Here is an 18,998-nt window from a genome sequence, read left to right as displayed (position 1 = left end):
CCCGCTCTTGAACCAACGAGAGCGTTTATCATGCTGTGTTTTAATAGAATCTGGCAATTGTTTACTGAATAAAATTTTAGATAAATTGCCAGAAATTATCCTCTTGTGTGTTAGCGATCGCTAGTGTCGTGGGCATCCTAGAGATGAGATTATCTTGTCTCAAATCAAGTTCCGATTTATATCTAAACAAAAGAATCCAGTGCAATTAGATACCATCAGTTTCAATAATCCTCCTGGCTGTGAAACGTCTGAGGATACGACTAAATTACCTTTCACTCTTCAGGATTTAAAAGCTGCAATTCCTGCTGAATGCTTTCAGCCCAATGTAACAAAATCACTTTTTTACTTCTTTCGTGACATCCTGATTATCGGTCTGCTTTATGCAGTAGCTAATTACCTGGATTCTTGGCTTTTCTTCCCGATTTTCTGGCTAATGCAAGGAACGATGTTTTGGGCTTTGTTTGTAGTCGGACACGACTGCGGACACCAATCTTTTTCTAAGCAGAAATGGCTCAATGATTTGATTGGACATCTTTCTCATACACCAATACTTGTTCCTTATCATGGTTGGCGGATTAGTCACAGAACTCATCACAAAAATACTGGCAATATCGATAACGATGAAAGCTGGTATCCTGTGACCGAATCACAATACAAGGAGATGCCTTTAGCCCAAAAGATCGGCAGATATTATGTTTTTCTTTTGGCTTATCCTGTGTATTTGTTTAAGCGTTCTCCTAATAAAGAAGGCTCCCACTTTTTGCCCAGTAGTTCACTTTTCAAACCATCGGAAAAATGGGATGTCATCACTAGTACTGTACTTTTGATTGGCATGGTAGGTTTGCTAGGTTTCCTCACCTACCAATGGGGTTGGATGTGGTTGCTGAAATATTACGCTGTGCCCTACCTTGTGTTCATAGTTTGGCTAGATTTGGTGACATTCTTACACCACACTGAGCCAGACCTTCCCTGGTATCGTGGAGAAGATTGGACTTTCCTTAAAGGCGCAATTTCTAGTATTGACCGTGATTATGGTTTAGTTAATCATATCCATCACGATATTGGTACTCATGTTGCTCACCATATATTCCTTAACATCCCTCACTACAATTTGCTTAAGGCAACTGAGGCAATAAAACCAGTGATGGGTGAGTATTTCCACAAATCGGAAGAACCGATTTGGAAGTCAGTATGGAATTCATGTATCAGCTGCCATTTTGTCCCTGATACTGGTAGTAAGGTTTACTACACATCCAACAATAAGTTAGCTAAAGGCTAAGACTCATATTCCCGACTTATTTCAAGAAGTCGGGAATCTTATATATTCGTCAGTGCTTTCTGACTCTTAACTGTTGAGTACTCCCTCATTAAGATAAACTTTAAAAAAACTGCATTAAAGATTACCTAAATACCTTACTAAACTTACCTTTTGAGGGGCGATTGCATATTACATTATTGGTGATTCTAACTTTGTCAATATTTGAACGTCCTTAGTCTGCGGTAAATTTCAACTTCCTGGCTGTAAAATAAAATATAGATAGATGATGTTTGTGGATTCTTGCCCCTACCCTTACAGAAGGATTTATTTTCTCCAAACTCTTGCTGTCTGGGTGGGTGAAGATTAACATATCTGTGGACAGACGCAATATCTCTTTAAACAAACCCTGACAAGAGTGAAAAACCCTTGGTCTGTCTACTTTTAATCCTGTTGAGCGCCAGTTAAGTTTATCTGTATGTATTGGCTTAATACCATTACCTTCTAGGGTTATAAATCAGCACAGACTATAGTATAGACAATTTACCCAAAACTATTCCCACTTTAAAATCAGAGGTATCAATGATTATAACTAATCTTAGCAAACAAAGAAATGAATTTAAAGAACCTAAAGTACTCAAAGCTAAACCACATTGGCAAGGGCAAAATTTGAACGATACTGCTGTCAAAGGTAAAGATAACAAGATGCAAGATACTGCAACTGATAGCTCGATTTTCAATAGCTTAAATCGTGGTCGAGTTGCTATTTTTATTGATGGCTTAAGCCTATTTCATACAGCTTTACAACTCGGCATCGAAATTGATTATGTTAAATTGCTTTGTCATTTAACTAACGGTTCAAGGCTGTTGCGTGCTTTCTTCTATACTGGGGTTGATATAAGCAATGAAAAGCAACAGGGTTTTCTATTGTGGATGCGTCGTAATGGCTATCGTGTAGTAGCTAAAGATATCATGCAACCAGCAGAGAATTTCAAAAAATCAAATCTGAACGTAGAAATTGCTGTAGATATGATAACTTTAGCTCCTTATTATGATACTGCGGTTTTAGTCAGTGGAGATGGGGATCTAGCCTATGCTGTGAACGCTGTCAGCAGAATGGGGGTGCGAGTAGAAGTGGTTAGTCTACAAACTACTACTAGCGAAAGCTTGATTGATGTTGCTGACTGCTTCATTGATCTCGATAGTATTAAAGCACACATTCAAAAAGATTCTAATGTTGGCTATAGTTATCGCACGCCCTCAAATTCAAATCTTTAAAACTTTATTTCAAATCTATCGAAATCTCTACTGAGTTATTGCAAGTCTGTAGAAGATTTATCAGGTTGGGTGGGGTTTGAATCCCCATCCATAGATGACTGATGATTGTTAACCGTCAACTGTCATCAGTCAAAGTGAAATCCCATCCCCTTTTAGAGTTGGGATGAGCTTAAAGTAGCCAATACTATGGCGCAAGTTTACCTATGTTTAACAAGGGAATTTTGCCCCAAGCCTTTTCCAAGTCTTGTTATTAATTGAAATGGATATTTTAATAGTTGAAGATGAACCAGAAATTGCTCATTTAATCAAACTCTCTTTAGAAAAAGAAGGATTTTTTTGTCGCATTAGCCGCGATGGTATGAATGCTTTACGGATGTTTCAGGAGCAACCACCTGATTTAATCATTCTAGATTTAATGATTCCTGATTTGGATGGGTTGGAAGTTTGTGCTAGAATTCGCCAAAAACCAGGTGTAAAAGATCCTTACATTTTAATGCTCACGGCTAAGGGTGAGGAAATCGATCGCGTTATTGGCTTGTCTACTGGTGCTGATGATTATATGGTTAAACCCTTTAGCCCCAGAGAGTTGGTAGCTAGGGTGAGGGCACTATTGCGGCGTAGTCTCCGCCAAGGAGGACAACATCAAATCAATCGTACCCAACACTTTATTGTCGATGTAGACCAGCGAACTGCCAGTCGTCAGTTGAATTCTCAACAACCGGAAATTTTGGACTTAACTACCCTAGAATTTAACTTACTAACCACCTTTGTCAGCAATCCTGGTAGAGTTTGGAACCGCACTCAACTAATTGATAAACTTTGGGGAGATAACTTTTTTGGCGATGAACGAGTGGTGGATACTCATGTAGCTAGATTGCGAAAAAAGATTGAGCCTGATGCGGCAAATCCTACTTTTATTAAAACTGTTGTTGGGGTGGGCTATAAATTTGAAGATCCTCTGGTAGCGTAAATGTTATGAAGATGGGGCTGAGAACACGCCTATTTTTCTCCCACTTAGTGGTGATGATAGTGGGGGTAGCTAGTCTGGTGAGCATCAGCAAAATCTCTTCTCCCCGCTTGTTTGTCTTGCATTTGGAACGATTAGAAAATCGAGGGTTCGATTTAATCAATATCCGTACTGAATTAGTTACAGGATTTGAACTTGCTTGGCAACGAAGCACTATTTGGTCAGTCTTAGCCGGCACCACCGCAGCTGGAGGATTGAGTTACTGGGTGTCCAGACGGATTATGCAGCGGTTGACCGAGATGGAACAAATCACCCAAAAATTTGCTGCTGGTCAGATGGATGCACGATTACCTGTGTCTGACATTCCAGAACTCAGTGGACTGAGTGCTAGTTTCAATCGGATGGCAGCCAGTTTAGAAGGGGTTGAAGCACGGCGGCGAGAAGTGATTGGAGATATGACCCATGAACTACGAACACCGTTAACAGTGGTGCGCGGTTACCTGGAAGAACTGGCTGATGGGGAAATTGAAGCGTCTCCTGAAATCTATCGGCGTTTAGCTAAAGAAACTAGGCGGTTAGAGCGCTTGGTAAACGATTTACAAGAACTGTCTAAGGCAGAAGCTGGTTATCTACCAATTAATATACAACAGGTAAATCTGCGTCCGTTGTTAGAGTCATTAGTGGAGAAATTCACCGACCAATTGTTGGAAGATGGGCCAGTTCTGCTCTTACAATGTCCATCTGTGCTGCCTCCTGTATTGGCAGATATTGACCGCACAGAACAGGTATTGGTTAATTTACTAGGTAATGCAGTGCGTTACACTAATGAAGGTTTAATTACCGTTCGTGCTGGGACTGAAGCATCTCAACTCTGGATTGCGGTTATAGATACAGGCATTGGTATCGCTCCAGAAAATTTGCCTCATGTGTTTGAACGCTTCTGGCGAGCCGACCAATCGCGCGATCGCCATTCGGGAGGCACGGGTGTTGGCTTAACTATTTCCCGTCGTTTAATTGAACTACAAGGCGGTCAGATTCAAGTAGAAAGCGAGTTAGGAGTTGGCAGTACGTTTCGGTTTTTTCTGCCTTTGGCTTAAGTTAAGTCAAAACCCTTGATATCATGTCCGGTAAAAGACTTATCATTAAGACCGCATTTCTCGCTGGGGGCAGGGAGCAGGGGGAAAGAGAGTTTTAAGATTTTTGCATAGATGCCCTGAATAATAACTAATTAAGCGGACATGATATGAGATACAAGGGATTGACACAAGGTAGCCACGGCTGTGTCATACCCAATTGCTAATTTGAAAGTATCCGAAATCTAGGTTTTTTGATGGATGCCGAGATTTTGGAAATGCATAAGTGTAATATTATGTCTACTTTTCTTCTGGCTGCTTTTTTGGTTAGTTTTCTTAGTGTTTCGGGTTATGCTGCGATCGCCTATCTGTTCCCTCAAAATCGTTCCTAAGACTGAGCAATTGACACTCTCTTGCTATTTTCCTTTTAGCCAGACAAGGGGCAAAATCCGCAATAGCCTTGCTTGCAGAATCCGCCAAAGACTTATATCAATTCACAAAAATCCTGATACATATAGATTTATCGTAGGGGCATGGCATTGCCATGCCCTTACCAGTGTATTTGTATCATTATTATTAAAGTGAAATGGTATTAGTGTCAGTTTCAATCCCTAATAGGGATTTTAATGAATTGCAATTTGCAGCCACCAAGCGTATTCTAAATTATCAAAATCTCCCGTTTCAATCCCTAATAGGGATTTTAATGAATTGCAATTGATTCAAAATCAAGATGACGCTTTCAGGGTTTTGTTTCAATCCCTAATAGGGATTTTAATGAATTGCAATCTTTGACTATCAATGCCAGGGGAATTAAAAGTGATGTTTCAATCCCTAATAGGGATTTTAATGAATTGCAATCCACCAATAAAGCCTTAGCTCTTGCACTGCAACCCGTTTCAATCCCTAATAGGGATTTTAATGAATTGCAATGTGGCGATTAGATTTCGGTGTGAGTATTCCCCTACGTTTCAATCCCTAATAGGGATTTTAATGAATTGCAATCATCCTCGGTACCTACTTTATCCTTTGGGCTTTGTGTTTCAATCCCTAATAGGGATTTTAATGAATTGCAATCCGTATTTCTTCCTCAAGCTTTGAGCGGGAAACTGTTTCAATCCCTAATAGGGATTTTAATGAATTGCAATTCTTCAATCAGTATATTTAGAGTGCTTTGAACTTTTCGTTTCAATCCCTAATAGGGATTTTAATGAATTGCAATTTTACCCGCCCCCATCTCAGCAATAAGCATAATTTGTTTCAATCCCTAATAGGGATTTTAATGAATTGCAATCCTCTTTCTCAAGAGCACCCGCAGCATCGAGAATAGTACGTTTCAATCCCTAATAGGGATTTTAATGAATTGCAATCCGGTGGAACTTGGGAGGGATTGCTCTGCATCGATGCTGTTTCAATCCCTAATAGGGATTTTAATGAATTGCAATTGAATAATTATAAAGATGAAAAGCCAGAGTTGAAGTTTCAATCCCTAATAGGGATTTTAATGAATTGCAATTAACAATTTAAGCATCCAGAGCTAATTTTGCATTTCAATCCCTAATAGGGATTTTAATGAATTGCAATTTATTACAGTCGCTTCTTCTCCCGTAGGTAGTGAAGTGTTTCAATCCCTAATAGGGATTTTAATGAATTGCAATAAGTTGCCACTCATGATTGTGGCAGTGGGGTAGGTGTTTCAATCCCTAATAGGGATTTTAATGAATTGCAATTTGTAGTTTTGAGCGATGTGATTAGTAATGAAATTGGTGTTTCAATCCCTAATAGGGATTTTAATGAATTGCAATAAGCTCTAATTGATAGAGAGACTTTCCAGAGCCAAACTGTTTCAATCCCTAATAGGGATTTTAATGAATTGCAATGTAATTTTGAGCGATGTGATTAGTAATGAAATTGCTGTTTCAATCCCTAATAGGGATTTTAATGAATTGCAATGGCGGGGGCCGGAAAGCCAAGCTATATTTAGTTTTCAAGGTGCGGTTGCGCGATTCAAGGGCAATCATAGCATTAGAGAATTCGTTTGGAAAGAGCATTAGGAAAGTTTAAAGGCTGAAATTGTATATTGATAAGCATTTCAAAGGTTGCGCGGATGAGGATTCGGCAGATAATGGTTTAAAAGCCTTACTGGAGTTGGGATAGAAGCACTTTTTTGGCGCTGTGAAATTTGTACACCTACCCTTCCGCGCATTGTTTAGGTTGAGAATGACAACGCCCGATGCAACTTGCTCAATAGTACCAAAATGGGCGATCGCTTCATTCTTATCTTGGAAGCATCTACTTCCAGAAGCAATTAATCTAAGTTTGAAGCGAAGTGTATTTATTTAGAAAAAGTTAAAATCGCTGACCTGTAGTAACTTCAAATCTAACTTCTCCTTGGTCGCTAATTCCTAAGTCACCTCGAATCAGCCCAAAGGATGACTTGACTCGCAATCCTAAGCCGTAACCAAAGCCACTTCCAGGTTTGTCTCGCAGTACTCCTGGTTCTCCTAGTACGGTTTCGCTAGACCCGAAATCTGAGGCGAAGTCAGTAAAGATAACTCCTCCGATTGACTGGAAAATTGGAAAACGATATTCCACGGAAGCTAAACCATAACTGCGACCACTGGCAACTTTACCATAACCATAACCTCTGACAGAATCTAGTCCACCAATATTAAAGGCATCCGCTGGTGGAAAGTCTCCAATTGTGGTGCCAATTTGTAAATTAATTGCCAACATTTCTGGATTGTCGGTCGGTTTACCATTACCTATCCAACTAACTGGTAAATACTGAATATAGTCTCCCTGTAGGCGATTGCTAGAAATATTGCCCAGTCCAATGGGAATCGCTTGTTCTGTGCTGAGGGTGAAGATTGATCCTTGAGTCGGATTATCTCGGCGATCGCGTTGATCTCTGGATACAGCAAATGATACTGTAAATAGGTCATCAATACCAGTACCGCTGACAGATAGGGGACTCCCTAATCTATCTACCTGTGCAACGTTATATTCTTGATCGCGTAGGCTAATCCGGGTATAGTTGAGAGCCACAGTTGTATCCCAATCATCGAAAGATTGTAAGAGTCCCACAGAACCGCCAAACCTTCCCTCCCGCACTTTGTTGCCGTTAGACAATCTGATATCTTCGTTGAAGGTTCCCGATATATTTCGACTACGAAAACCTCTAATGCTATAGCCTAAGCGGTTTGGTTCTCCAGGACGATAACGACTAATGAATTGACCATTAAACTGGACATCTTCACTGCTGAACTGCACAGTTGTATCTAATTCATCGTTAAGACCGCTGATATTTGCATCTTTGTAACCCACCCGACCGTATAGTCCAACATCATCGTTATTTCCGCCTCCTAAAATTAGAGAAGGGAAGGCACGTTCTTTGATTTCATAGATGATATTAACACTGGAGGCATCTTCTTCTCGCTCAACATTTACTTGATTAAATGACTCTAATCTTCTCAATCGTTGCAAGTCTGCTTGAAGTAAATCTTCACGGAATACCTGACCAGGTTTGAGTCTCAGCAGACCAATGATAAAATCTGTCTGAGTACGCCCTTTGATGGGCTGACCTTTGTCATCGAGCAACTCATCTTTGTCATTAATAAAACGAATCTGGATGTCTTTGACAACTTTTTGGGAAAATACAAGCGTCTGGCTATCTCCTGAAGTCGCTCCTATATAATTACCATATTTGGCATACTCCCCCTCTATATGGATCGTAGCTTCCGGTGTCGCAATACTACTAAACCCATCCTGAGTAGAAAATTGCGAGTCTGCGAGGGCCTCTGGATTTTTCCCGCCCACTAACATTACTGCGATCGCAACTACAGTTATTTGAACTCGCATATTGAAAATCCGTTAGTGTTATTAAGTTTACGACATAGAGCGGATATCTTATGCGTAAGTTCTATATGATCCTTGCTATTGGGTATTGCAAAAGCCAACTGCTTGTTTTCCCAGTACTCAGTATAAACTGTCAGATGGTTTTCAGCTTGCAATGACCTCCGGTCGGAGACCATCGCCTCCGGCGGGCGGTTACGCCATCGCTCAAGTTGATAAAGTCCTCAAAGGTTTAGAAGTTGCGCTGCTGCCAGAAAAAGGTATAGTTTGGGAAATAGAACCTCTTTCCGAATACTATGACAGAGGAATACTCAGGTTTTAAGCTTTTATTTGGCTTTTTTATAGATAATTACAATGGAGAATTATCTGCTAAATCCACTTACAAATAAAAAACCATGAGAGAAAAACCTAAACAGCAAATGCGTATATGGGCTACTTTGTGTCATTTATCGGCTTTATTAGGATGGATATTAGTGTTTTTTTTAGTATTTATTGGTATCCCTTTATATTTACCCTTAAATCTTTTAGCTCCACTAATAATTTGGCTATTTAAAAAAACACAATATCCCTGGATTGATTTACAAGGCAAGGAATCAATAAATTTTCAATTTTCTTTAACAATATATACCTTAATTATTATAGCCATATCTTTAGTTATAGTCTTAACTACCTTTGGTCGAGCAGTAACTATCAATGGTTCAAGTAATGAGATCAAAAATACTTTAGATAGCTTATTAATTGTACTTACGTCATTAATTCTATTTAAACTTGTACTACAATCGTTTGTAGTGACTTTTGCCGCTATAAAAGCTTACAAGGGTGAGTATTATCGTTATCCTTTGACAATTAGAGTTTTACGGTAAAAAATGATTAAACGTCTGTTATTTAACATCTACAATTTTGAAAAAGCATTAAATTTTTACACCTTATTGCTTATGTAATGAGATACATTAGCATGATACAAACTTAAGACTTTTTAGATTTCCATAATTTCGCAATGATACTTTAAGTGACGTTAATACCTATCATCCAAGAATTTTCTACAGGATTTTGAAAATATTAGGCAATCAGAAAAATTACTCGCTAAAAAATTTTATACAAGTAAAGACTCGGATATATTAGATATCATAGACAAAATGATATTATTAAGTGAATAGTAAAATATACAAATATGGGAGTAAATAATGATATGATTGGAATTGCGATCGCAGGCACTGGATTTGGTCAAAAAGTCCACATCCCTGGATTCCAAGCACATCCTCAGACTGAGATAGTTGCTGTTTATCACCGAGATATAAATAAAGCTAAAGCTATAGCAGAATCTCATAAGATCCCCCACGCCTCTGACTCACTTACAGATATTGTGGCATTGCCAGAAGTGCAAGCAGTTAGCATCTCTACACCGCCATTTTTGCATTATGAAATGGCAAAAACTGTACTGCAAGCGGGGAAACATTTATTACTAGAAAAACCTATAACCTTAAATGCATCTGAGGCTAAAGAACTTTATCAGTTAGCTAAAAGAAAAGGTGTTATTGCGACTGTAGACTTTGAATTTCGCTTTGTACCAGCATGGCAGTTATTTGCTGAATTATTGTCAGAAGATTATGTGGGTAAATTGCGTTTAATTAAAATTGATTGGTTAGGTTCTTCTCGTGCTGATACTTCACGCCCTTGGAATTGGTATTCTGACAAAGCTAAAGGAGGCGGTGCATTAGGATCTTTGGGTTCCCACGCCTTCGATTACATTCACTGGTTATTCGGGCCAGTCCGTAGATTAAACGCCCATTTGAGTACTGCTATTCCCACACGAGTTGACCCTATTAGTGGAGAATCTAAGCCAGTGGATACAGATGACAACTGTATATTAACGCTGGAATTAGCAGATGGTACACCTTGCCAACTTTCTATCAGTGCAGTTGTTCACGCACCAAGAACCCATTGGATAGAAGTATATGGCGATCGCGGTACATTAATAGTAGGTAGTGAAAATCAAAAAGACTATATACACGGCTTTCGTGTTTGGGCTTCCCAGCCAGGTAAACCCCTAACGGAAATAGAAATACCGAATCGGTTAATTTTTCCCAAAAATTATGCTGATGGACGCATTTCTGCATTTATCCGTGTAGTAAACCAATGGGTACAAGGAATTAACTGCAATCAGGAAATTACACCATCGCTGCGAGAAGGAATTTATTCTCAGTTGTTGATGGATTTATCCCATGAATCTCATACAAAAGCAAGCTGGGTAGACGTACCAAGCTTGGAAGGATTTCTTAGCAACTAAAGTAAAAATGAGCAAAACTCCTCGCATTCGTATCCCGCCGGAAGTAAAGAAATATGTTTTTAAACGTGACAAATACCAATGCCAAAGTTGCGGTAAAACCACTGAAGAAACTAATCTCAGTATTGACCATATTATTCCCCTCTTCCGTGGTGGTAAAATGATATTAGCAATCTACAAACCCTCTGTTTAACGTGCAATCAGCAGAAATCAAGCAACCTTGATTCCCGCTTCCAGCGATATTTTCAGCTTTAGGTTAGGATTGGATGAGCTATTAATCTCTCACGATCTATGCCTCAAAATCACAATAGCAATTCCCTAAGATTTCTGAATATTAGAACTACGATTCTCTACCTCTTCGCTGTCATAGCTATTTTAGTAGTAGCCTTTCCTTGGCTATATGAGATTAAAACGAAAGCTGGGATCGATATATCACCTGGCCGCCATGCAGGAACCTTTTTTGAGAAACATACCCACGGACTCTTCAAGTGTGAATGGCTTTATCCTTACCATTGCGATCGCTCCCAGGTTAAGTAATATCATGTCCGGTTAATCAAGCGGAATAAAAAATGTTCGTTCGTAGTAAGGACTAAAGTCCTGGCTTTGGTGACTGAAGTCCATACCAAAAAATGCTTCTTATGGGTCAATACACTTGGGTTAAGGGTTATTGGTGTAGATGATTGGTCTTTCAAGACGCGATAAATCGCGTCTCTACATCTGGGTTTTGTTGCTCATTCTGAACTGTATTGTATTATGGGTGATTTGGCGGACATCATAATCAAGCAAATCAAAAAGAGAAGGGGATAATTATCCCCTTCTCTGTGTGTGAAAATTTCCCCCAACTCACTTAAGTTGATATCAATGCACCGCTGTGCGTGTCTACATCTATCCCAACTGATTTGAGATCATGCTAACATCAACGGCTAACTTTTTGCCCAACTTAAGTAACTGAAGACACTGATTATCTCCTTCATTCCCAACGCTAGTGATACACACTGGCGCGATCTGACTGTGCAGACAACTAAAATATAGTTCTTGCGATCGCTGTAGGGAAATGTCAATATTTAGTTGATCCCCGACATCAATCAATCTCTCCAATAGTTGGATATCTGCATTAAAGCTACCATTAGCATCATGCAACAATTGCCAGAGCGATCGCGCAATTAACTGTTCTAACATCTGCTTACCGTCGGGAATATTCAGCCGACAACGCAGATGTTTTGCTTCAGTAGCGATCGCTTCCAATTCTATTATGTGACTCCAACTCTTTTGGGGATCAGCGATATCTTGCTCAAGCGATCGCAATGTCATCAAACAGCGATGCCCTAAAGCAATATCGGCTGCTACCTGCAATTCTTGTGGTACTGCTATTTCATCTCGATGAAACGCCATCAGCACACCGTAATTATCACGGTATGCTTGGGTATACAACTGTCCTAAGCGTGTCAGCGTTTCCTCACTAAGCAGTCGCATAATCCGGTGGCGTTCTTCAGCAAATAGATTTTGCAAGTTGAAAGCTTCTTCGCCAAATAGCTGCGTCATCGCCAAGATAGTATGAGCTGCACTAGCTTGTTTTAGTGCGCCAAACAGCTTTTCTTTTAATTGGCTGTAGTCACGCCGCCCAGTAAATTGTTGAATACAGCAGTGGAAATCCCAGCCTCCCAAATGGAGAACCGCAAATACCAAATGCTCGCTTTCCCAAGTAATCTCTGATACCAGCTTTAAATTTCCCACAGCCAGAGTTAGCGATCCCATACGTTGCAGCTGGTAATCTAGCTCATTAGCAGCGTAGCAATAAACCTTTTTGTGGTAACGCTGAGACTGTTTATCAGCAGCATCTTTTCTAGGCAAAGAATTGTGCGTCTGTGCTGGTTTCTGATTTGTAAACAGAGAAGTAATAGCGTAATGGGCTGCTACTTGCTTAAAGCCAAGCTGGGCAGTTAACACGAGTTGCCGATAAATTTCGCCACCGTGTTTGAAGTCATCCACATTGCTGGGGGCTAAACCAAGACGTTTGACGAAGCCTTTTTCCAACTGCACGCCAGCCACTTCCCCTGCTAATTCCAAAGCACGGGCGGCGTAGCGCAGAATTTGTGTCCCCTCTGGACGGGAAATTTCTTCAAAAAACCAACCGCAACTAGTGAACATCAACAAAGCGTGACGCTGCATTTCCAATAGGCGTAGTGCGTCTACTTGTTCGGCTGCGGTTAGTTTGTGGGTTTGATGACGGGCTAGGAAACGGTTGACATTGGTAGCAGTGCGATCGCGCATCACTTGGATATATTCATCTCGTGTTTGCCAGGGATCACGAAATAACTGCCTACCATGTTCTTCATACACCTCAGTTAGCTGATCTCGCAGCCAATTTAGGGCATCCCGCAGAGGACGACGCCATTTCTGATGCCAAATACTGCCTTCTCCACCGCAACCACAGTCATCTTGCCACCTATCTACACCGTGGGCGCAACTCCAGGCTGTGACTGACTTCAATTCCACTTCCCAACCGGGAGAATTGAGGCTGAGGTAGTGGGCGAAATTCGTCACCGTCCAACCTTGCTGGGGAAACTCTTTGGTAAAGGCGTAGGCTAAAGTTTTCTCAGTTCCCTTCTTATGATGTCCGAAGGTTTCTCCATCCGTCGCCACAGAGATTAACTGTGTTGGCCGATGATCCCCACGCACAGCCGAGCCAATACGTCCGGCAAAGTGACTGGAATTATAAACAACATCACTAAAACCCATGTCCCGCGATATCGGCCCATCGTAGAAGAAGATATCAATGTAGGGTAATTCTTCTGTACTATCATCCTTGGGGCTAGTGGTGATAGCACTTAGAGGTGAAGAAGAAGTGTCTAGCGTGGGCTTCAAATAACAACGATAGGGACGGGTGGGATCAATCTGACTACCACCGACTTCGTGCCATTCAGGATGGGGATGATCTGGAGTAGGGACGGGACGGCAACGCAGTGCTTGAGATGGTGCAAGGATAATGAAGCGAATACCCTCAGCAACCAGAGCTTCTAGGGTGGCATAATCTACACCTGTTTCCGCTAGCCACATTCCTTCGGGATCGCGTCCAAAGCGGGAGCGGAAGTCTTCTTTACCCCAGCGAATTTGGGTATATTTGTCGCGTTCGTTCGCCAGGGGCATGATGATGTGATTGTATACTTGCGCGATCGCATTGCCGTGACCATGCAAGCGATCGCTACTCTTGGCATCCGCCTCTAAAATCCGCTGATAAACCTCCACATCGTAGCGTTCTAGCCACGACATCAGCGTTGGGCCAATATTAAAACTAAAATACTCATAATTGTTGACGATCTTCACCACTTCGCCTCGGTCATTTAAGACTCTGGCAAAAGCATTCGGGCGATAGCATTCCCAATGAATCCGCTCATTCCAGTCATGGAAAGGTGCAGCGCTCGGTTGGCGTTCAATTGCGTCCAGATAAGGGTTTTCCCTTGGTGGCTGGTAAAAATGACCATGCACCGTCACATAAACACCATTAGCCTTTCTCAGGGGATCGGTTTCTTTGGTGTTTTTGGGATCTGAATGTAATGTTAACGTTGAGCCAGAGCTAGCTGGCATTTCAGCAGCAGAAGTCATGTATATTTATCCAAAACAAAAAACTTGCAGTTGCACCGAAAACATTGTGCATAAACCTTTCTACAATGGTTTTCACACAAAATCCGGTATAAACAACAACTATGGAATCCAACCAAATTTTTGACAAAGCGTTTTTATTGTAGTGGGAAATCTGCGTTATCGCACAGCCCTTTCCCTGAAGGCTCAAAATAATTAGCCATTGAACAAAGCCTCAGTTAGGGGTTTTCTCGTTAGCAGCGCCAATCAAAATTTTAATTGTCTTTTAATATATTAAACCCCATTTTTGGTGTAAAACTTTTGCTCAAATTCATAGTTTTGCAACAAAAAATTACAGAATCTAATTATATCGCAATTTAATTTTACATACACAGCAGTGAACTGAAAACAGTACAATTTCTGAATTGCTCTACAGACGGTTGAGAGTATCCTATGGGAGTGCTGAGTGAAAGTAATTGTTAATTCAACACTCCAAATTTAAAATTTAGGATTGCTCGCTGTGAATGATACCCTCAACTCAAGACAACAAATGTCAACCAAAAACATTATTCTTTTCGCTTTATTACTGTTTATCCCGGTTTCTGTAGCAGCCCACTTTCTAGAGTGGGGAGAATTGATAGTTTTCATTACAGCTGGATTAGCAATTTTGCCCTTAGCAGCTTGGATGGGTACAGCCACAGAAGAAATTGCTGTCGTAGTAGGGCCATCAATGGGGGGCTTATTAAACGCCACCTTTGGCAATGCGACGGAACTAATTATCGCCCTAGTGGCGCTGAACGCTGGGTTAATAGATGTAGTCAAAGCCAGTATCACGGGATCGATTATTAGCAACTTACTACTGGTGATGGGTTTTTCCATGCTTTTGGGAGGACTGCGCTACAAAGAACAGACATTTCAACCAATTGTGGCGCGGGTGAATGCTGATTCGATGAATTTGGCGGTGATTGCTATTTTGATGCCAACGGCGATGAATTATACCTCTCAAGGAATTAACGAACAAACACTGCAAAATTTTTCTATTGCTGTTGCTGTAGTGTTAATCCTGGTTTATGCCTTAACTCTGCTATTTTCGATGAAAACCCACTCCTATTTATATGATGTGGGTGTAGCAGAGACAGAAGAAGAGGAAATCCCTCATGCTAAACCAAATATGATGTTGTGGGTTGGCGTGTTGCTAGTATGTACCTTAATGGTGGCAATTGAGTCAGAAATGTTGGTCGATTCTCTGGAGGTGGCCACATCTCAGCTAGGTTTAACGGCGCTGTTTACAGGGGTGATTTTGGTTCCCATCGTCGGTAACGCGGCTGAACACGCCACAGCAGTCACCGTGGCAATGAAAAATAAAATGGATCTTTCCCTTTCGGTAGCTGTGGGATCAAGTATGCAGATTGCCCTATTTGTCGCACCCGTGTTAGTTATAGCAGGGCGGGTAATGGGTAAACCAATGGATTTGGATTTCCAACCTTTTGAATTAGTAGCTGTGGTTGCGTCAGTGTTGATTGCAAACAGTATTAGTTCTGATGGTAAGTCCAATTGGCTTGAAGGCACTTTATTATTAGCTACCTATACAGTGTTGGGGTTCGCCTTCTACTTCCATCCAGTTATACAAGGTATAGGGTAGTTAGCTAGCAGTGCGTAGGCGTAGCTCGTCATAGACATCGCTCATAGTTTAACCCATTTGCAAAAGTTCCCCACCCTCAACGCCAGTAAAATAAAGAGATATAAGAGCGATCGCCTGTATGAGCTACTGCCTTAATCCCCATTGTCCCAAGCCTGAAAATCCTGATCATGTCAAGTTTTGCCAGGCTTGCGGTTCTAAGTTACTCCTCAAAGAACGTTACCGTGCTATTAAACCAATTGGACAAGGTGGTTTTGGCAAAACCTTCTTAGCTGTGGATGAGGATAAGCCCTCAAAACCACGCTGCGTAATTAAGCAATTTTATCCCCAATCTCAAGGCACTAACACTCTTGCAAAAGCCGTAGAGTTATTTAACCAAGAAGCGGTGCAGTTAGATGAATTGGGTAAACATCCTCAAATTCCCGAACTACTCGCATATTTTACTCAAGAAGATCGGCAGTATCTTGTACAAGAATTTATCGACGGGAAAAACTTAGCTCAGGAATTGGCGCATAGAGGTGCTTTCAATGAAATACAAATCCAGCAACTATTAAATGATTTATTGTCAGTTTTGCAATTTTGTCATGCCAGACACGTAATTCACCGCGATATTAAGCCAGAAAATATTATTTTGCGCGAAAGCGATCGCAAACTAGTATTAGTAGATTTTGGTGCTGCTAAATCTGCCACTGGCGCTGCCTTAAATCAAACTGGTACAAGTATTGGTAGTCCAGAATACGTTGCCCCTGAACAAATGAGAGGTAGGGCTGTCTTTGCCAGCGATATTTACAGTTTGGGGGCTACTTGTGTTAATTTATTAACAGTGCGATCGCCTTTCGATTCTTATGATACTAATAACGATACTTGGATTTGGCAGCAATACTTGCAAACTCCCATCAGTAATCAGTTGAGTCGCATTCTCAACAAGATGCTAGAAAGTATTCCAATTCGGCGTTATCAAACAGTAGATGAAGTTCTCAACGATTTAAATCACCAGTCGCAAGTAGCAGCCACACCAGCTATTGCACCAAAACCTATCCCTCAATCACCACTCAAATCTCCAGCCGCTTTTGTATCGAAATCTCCGAGTCAACTTGAGAAAGAATTAGAGGAAATGAAAACCCAGTTTTTGGGTAGCAGCAAACCTCAACCAAATAAAATACAGCCACCAAATCCCACATCTCAGCCTTCTAGTACAAATAAAATAGATGAAGAATTAGAACAATTAAAAGCCAAATATCTTGGTAATAATAATCCTTAAAATCTAATACAGTTCAGATAAGACCAAAACACTTGTAGAGACGGCGATTTATCGCGTCTTCAAAGACCAATTAAGAGACGGCGATTTCTCGCGTCTTCAAAGACCAATTACCTACACCAATAACTCTTAACCCAAGCGTATTGCCTTAAAATCAATCAATAAGATACAGCAGTTTTATTTTGCATTTAACTCAGCATTAAAAAGAAAGTGACTCTGAGTTTCAGAGTCACTTGTAATATTTATTCTGAAACAGTCTAAACTTTCTCAATAAATTGAAAATTTAGATGTACGAAAGTTTACTTCTCGGCTTCAGCAATGGGTACCCATTCAGTGTGGAAACTTCCGGGCTTGTCAAGACGCAGGTAGGTATGTGCGCCGAAGTAGTCGCGTTGTGCTTGAGTTAGATTTTGAGGCAAGCGATCGCGGCGATAGCTGTCAAAATAATCCAAGGATGCGCTAAATGCAGGTACTGGAATTCCCACTGTTGCAGCTGTTGCAATCACTTCCCGCCAAGCTGTCTGTCTGTCAAGAATTGTCTGCTTAAATTCGGGAGCTAACAGCAAGTTAGGCAAAGCTGGATTTTCGCTAAAAGCCTTCTTAATCTTATTCAAGAAGCGAGCGCGAATAATACAACCACCTTTCCAAATCCGCGCCATTTCGCCCAGATCCAAATTCCAGTTATATGTTTTTGAAGCTGTAGATAGCAAGGCCATCCCTTGAGCATAAGAACAGATTTTTGAGCAATAGAGAGCATCACGGACTTTGTTGATAAAGTCCTTAGTTTGCCCGTCATACTTGCCACTGGGGCCTGTGAGGACTTTAGATGCTGCAACCCGCTCCTCTTTAATCGAAGATATAATCCGGGCATTAACTGCTGCTGTAATTGTGGGAATAGCAACTCCCAATTCCAATGCAGTTTGCACAGTCCAGCGTCCAGTTCCCTTTTGACCTGCTGCGTCAACAATCAAATCCACCAGGGGTTTTTTTGTTTCTGGGTCAATATATGGGAAGATATTCTTCGTAATCTCAATCAAAAATGAATCGAGTTCATCGGTGGTGTTCCATTCAGCAAACACCTCATGTAGCTGATTATGGTCTAATCCAGCGACATTTTTCAGCAAGTCGTAGGCTTCAGCAATTAGCTGCATATCGCCGTACTCAATGCCGTTGTGTACCATTTTTACATAGTGGCCAGAACCACCAGGGCCAATGTAGGTTACACAAGGGCCATCATCGACTTGGGCAGCAATTTTGTTGAAAATTGGCGATAGATATTCGTAAGAGCTTGTTGTACCTCCAGGCATCAGTGAAGGCCCATTTAGCGCTCCTTCTTCACCGCCACTGACACCCATACCAAGATACCGAAGCCCTGCGGGTTCTAATTCCTGAGTGCGTCGTTCCGTATCTTCAAACCAAGAGTTGCCACCGTCGATAATGATATCGCCTTCCTCTAACAAGGGTTTGAGTTGAGCAATCACCGCATCCACTGGTTTACCAGCTTGCACCATTACTAAGATTTTGCGGGGACGTTCCAATAAGGCGACGAATTCTTCTAGAGTAAAGGCGGCTTTGACGTTCCGTCCTGTAGCACGCTGCGCCATAAACGCATCCGTTTTTTCTCGGGAGCGGTTGTAAACTGCAATTGGGAAGCCATTGCGCTCCACGTTTAGAGCGATGTTCTCACCCATAACGGCTAATCCAATCACACCAAAGCTTTGTAGTGTCATAAAAAATTTCTGGCTAACTCTTGCAGATCCTTTACCTATAAGGGTAGTCCGATATTTTCCGTTCTCCCCTAAAGAAGACCTTA

At 41.1% G+C, this 18,998-nt stretch carries 13 protein-coding genes, 1 pseudogene and 1 CRISPR repeat array; of the genes and pseudogenes, 11 read left to right on the top strand and 3 right to left on the bottom strand.

Features of this window, described 5'->3' with window-relative positions; genetic code table 11:
* Positions 1 to 199: 199 nt before the first annotated feature.
* The 4 genes from H6G92_RS22320 (at position 200) to H6G92_RS22305 (ending at position 4,597) form a co-directional block, all read left to right on the top strand.
* The gene (locus H6G92_RS22320; protein WP_190895923.1) at positions 200 to 1,279 is read left to right on the top strand and encodes a fatty acid desaturase; all 1,080 of its coding nucleotides are present in this window, start codon (positions 200 to 202) and stop codon (positions 1,277 to 1,279) included.
* 558 nt (positions 1,280 to 1,837) lie between these two features.
* The gene (locus H6G92_RS22315) at positions 1,838 to 2,533 is read left to right on the top strand and encodes a LabA-like NYN domain-containing protein (protein WP_190895819.1); all 696 of its coding nucleotides are present in this window, start codon (positions 1,838 to 1,840) and stop codon (positions 2,531 to 2,533) included.
* A gap of 259 nt (positions 2,534 to 2,792) precedes the next feature.
* Positions 2,793 to 3,503, top strand: coding sequence for a response regulator transcription factor (locus H6G92_RS22310; protein WP_190895817.1), 711 nt, complete (start codon positions 2,793 to 2,795; stop codon positions 3,501 to 3,503).
* Between the two features lie 5 nt (positions 3,504 to 3,508).
* Positions 3,509 to 4,597, top strand: coding sequence for a sensor histidine kinase (locus H6G92_RS22305; protein WP_190895815.1), 1,089 nt, complete (start codon positions 3,509 to 3,511; stop codon positions 4,595 to 4,597).
* A gap of 577 nt (positions 4,598 to 5,174) precedes the next feature.
* Positions 5,175 to 6,523: direct repeats of the CRISPR family, unit length 37 nt; unit sequence GTTTCAATCCCTAATAGGGATTTTAATGAATTGCAAT.
* Positions 6,524 to 6,919: 396 nt separating this feature from the next.
* Here H6G92_RS22305 and H6G92_RS22300 read toward each other — a convergent pair.
* A complete protein-coding gene (locus H6G92_RS22300; protein ID WP_190895813.1) occupies positions 6,920 to 8,431 on the bottom strand; it encodes a BamA/TamA family outer membrane protein in 1,512 nt (503 codons plus the stop codon).
* Positions 8,432 to 8,582: 151 nt separating this feature from the next.
* On the opposite strand from H6G92_RS22300, the gene H6G92_RS22295 reads away from it, so the two are divergent.
* The 5 genes and pseudogenes from H6G92_RS22295 (at position 8,583) to H6G92_RS22275 (ending at position 11,246) form a co-directional block, all read left to right on the top strand.
* Positions 8,583 to 8,747, top strand: coding sequence for a hypothetical protein (locus tag H6G92_RS22295; protein ID WP_190895927.1), 165 nt, complete (start codon positions 8,583 to 8,585; stop codon positions 8,745 to 8,747).
* Between the two features lie 73 nt (positions 8,748 to 8,820).
* Complete coding sequence (locus tag H6G92_RS22290) at positions 8,821 to 9,288, top strand: DUF4870 domain-containing protein (protein ID WP_190895811.1); 468 nt, start codon at positions 8,821 to 8,823, stop codon at positions 9,286 to 9,288.
* 326 nt (positions 9,289 to 9,614) lie between these two features.
* Positions 9,615 to 10,712: a Gfo/Idh/MocA family protein gene (locus tag H6G92_RS22285; RefSeq protein WP_190895921.1), complete on the top strand. Its 1,098-nt coding sequence runs from the start codon at positions 9,615 to 9,617 to the stop codon at positions 10,710 to 10,712.
* A 7-nt stretch (positions 10,713 to 10,719) separates the two neighbouring features.
* Positions 10,720 to 10,964: pseudogene (locus tag H6G92_RS22280) on the top strand (HNH endonuclease).
* Positions 10,965 to 11,000: 36 nt separating this feature from the next.
* Positions 11,001 to 11,246: a hypothetical protein gene (locus H6G92_RS22275; protein ID WP_190895809.1), complete on the top strand. Its 246-nt coding sequence runs from the start codon at positions 11,001 to 11,003 to the stop codon at positions 11,244 to 11,246.
* A gap of 348 nt (positions 11,247 to 11,594) precedes the next feature.
* Here the strand turns inward: H6G92_RS22275 and H6G92_RS22270 are convergent, their stop codons facing one another.
* A complete protein-coding gene (locus H6G92_RS22270) occupies positions 11,595 to 14,312 on the bottom strand; it encodes a DUF3536 domain-containing protein (protein WP_190895807.1) in 2,718 nt (905 codons plus the stop codon).
* A 496-nt stretch (positions 14,313 to 14,808) separates the two neighbouring features.
* Between H6G92_RS22270 and cax the strand changes: the two genes are divergently transcribed.
* On the top strand, positions 14,809 to 15,930 hold the full coding sequence (cax, locus tag H6G92_RS22265) for a calcium/proton exchanger (RefSeq protein ID WP_313889988.1): 1,122 nt from the start codon (positions 14,809 to 14,811) through the stop codon (positions 15,928 to 15,930).
* A gap of 118 nt (positions 15,931 to 16,048) precedes the next feature.
* Complete coding sequence (locus tag H6G92_RS22260) at positions 16,049 to 17,188, top strand: serine/threonine-protein kinase (RefSeq protein WP_190895802.1); 1,140 nt, start codon at positions 16,049 to 16,051, stop codon at positions 17,186 to 17,188.
* 296 nt (positions 17,189 to 17,484) lie between these two features.
* Here H6G92_RS22260 and gndA read toward each other — a convergent pair whose 3' ends face one another.
* Positions 17,485 to 18,915, bottom strand: coding sequence for an NADP-dependent phosphogluconate dehydrogenase (gene gndA / locus H6G92_RS22255; protein ID WP_190895800.1), 1,431 nt, complete (start codon positions 18,913 to 18,915; stop codon positions 17,485 to 17,487).
* Positions 18,916 to 18,998 lie beyond the last annotated feature (83 nt).

The sequence above is a fragment of the Nostoc foliaceum FACHB-393 genome (assembly GCF_014698505.1).
Taxonomy (GTDB): domain Bacteria; phylum Cyanobacteriota; class Cyanobacteriia; order Cyanobacteriales; family Nostocaceae; genus Nostoc; species Nostoc foliaceum_A.
Note: the sequence above shows the minus strand (reverse complement) of the source record. Positions and strands in the feature narration are given on the sequence as shown.

Bases quoted from the DNA above. Each gene is read 5' to 3' on its own strand.
- H6G92_RS22315 (WP_190895819.1), top strand. From the start codon at position 1,838: ATGATTATAACTAATCTTAGCAAACAAAGAAATGAATTTAAAGAACCT.
- H6G92_RS22310 (WP_190895817.1), top strand. From the start codon at position 2,793: ATGGATATTTTAATAGTTGAAGATGAACCAGAAATTGCTCATTTAATC.
- H6G92_RS22305 (WP_190895815.1), top strand. From the start codon at position 3,509: ATGAAGATGGGGCTGAGAACACGCCTATTTTTCTCCCACTTAGTGGTG.
- H6G92_RS22300 (WP_190895813.1), bottom strand. From the start codon at position 8,431: ATGCGAGTTCAAATAACTGTAGTTGCGATCGCAGTAATGTTAGTGGGC.
- H6G92_RS22295 (WP_190895927.1), top strand. From the start codon at position 8,583: ATGACCTCCGGTCGGAGACCATCGCCTCCGGCGGGCGGTTACGCCATC.
- H6G92_RS22290 (WP_190895811.1), top strand. From the start codon at position 8,821: ATGAGAGAAAAACCTAAACAGCAAATGCGTATATGGGCTACTTTGTGT.
- H6G92_RS22285 (WP_190895921.1), top strand. From the start codon at position 9,615: ATGATTGGAATTGCGATCGCAGGCACTGGATTTGGTCAAAAAGTCCAC.
- H6G92_RS22275 (WP_190895809.1), top strand. From the start codon at position 11,001: ATGCCTCAAAATCACAATAGCAATTCCCTAAGATTTCTGAATATTAGA.
- H6G92_RS22270 (WP_190895807.1), bottom strand. From the start codon at position 14,312: ATGACTTCTGCTGCTGAAATGCCAGCTAGCTCTGGCTCAACGTTAACA.
- H6G92_RS22260 (WP_190895802.1), top strand. From the start codon at position 16,049: ATGAGCTACTGCCTTAATCCCCATTGTCCCAAGCCTGAAAATCCTGAT.
- gndA (WP_190895800.1), bottom strand. From the start codon at position 18,915: ATGACACTACAAAGCTTTGGTGTGATTGGATTAGCCGTTATGGGTGAG.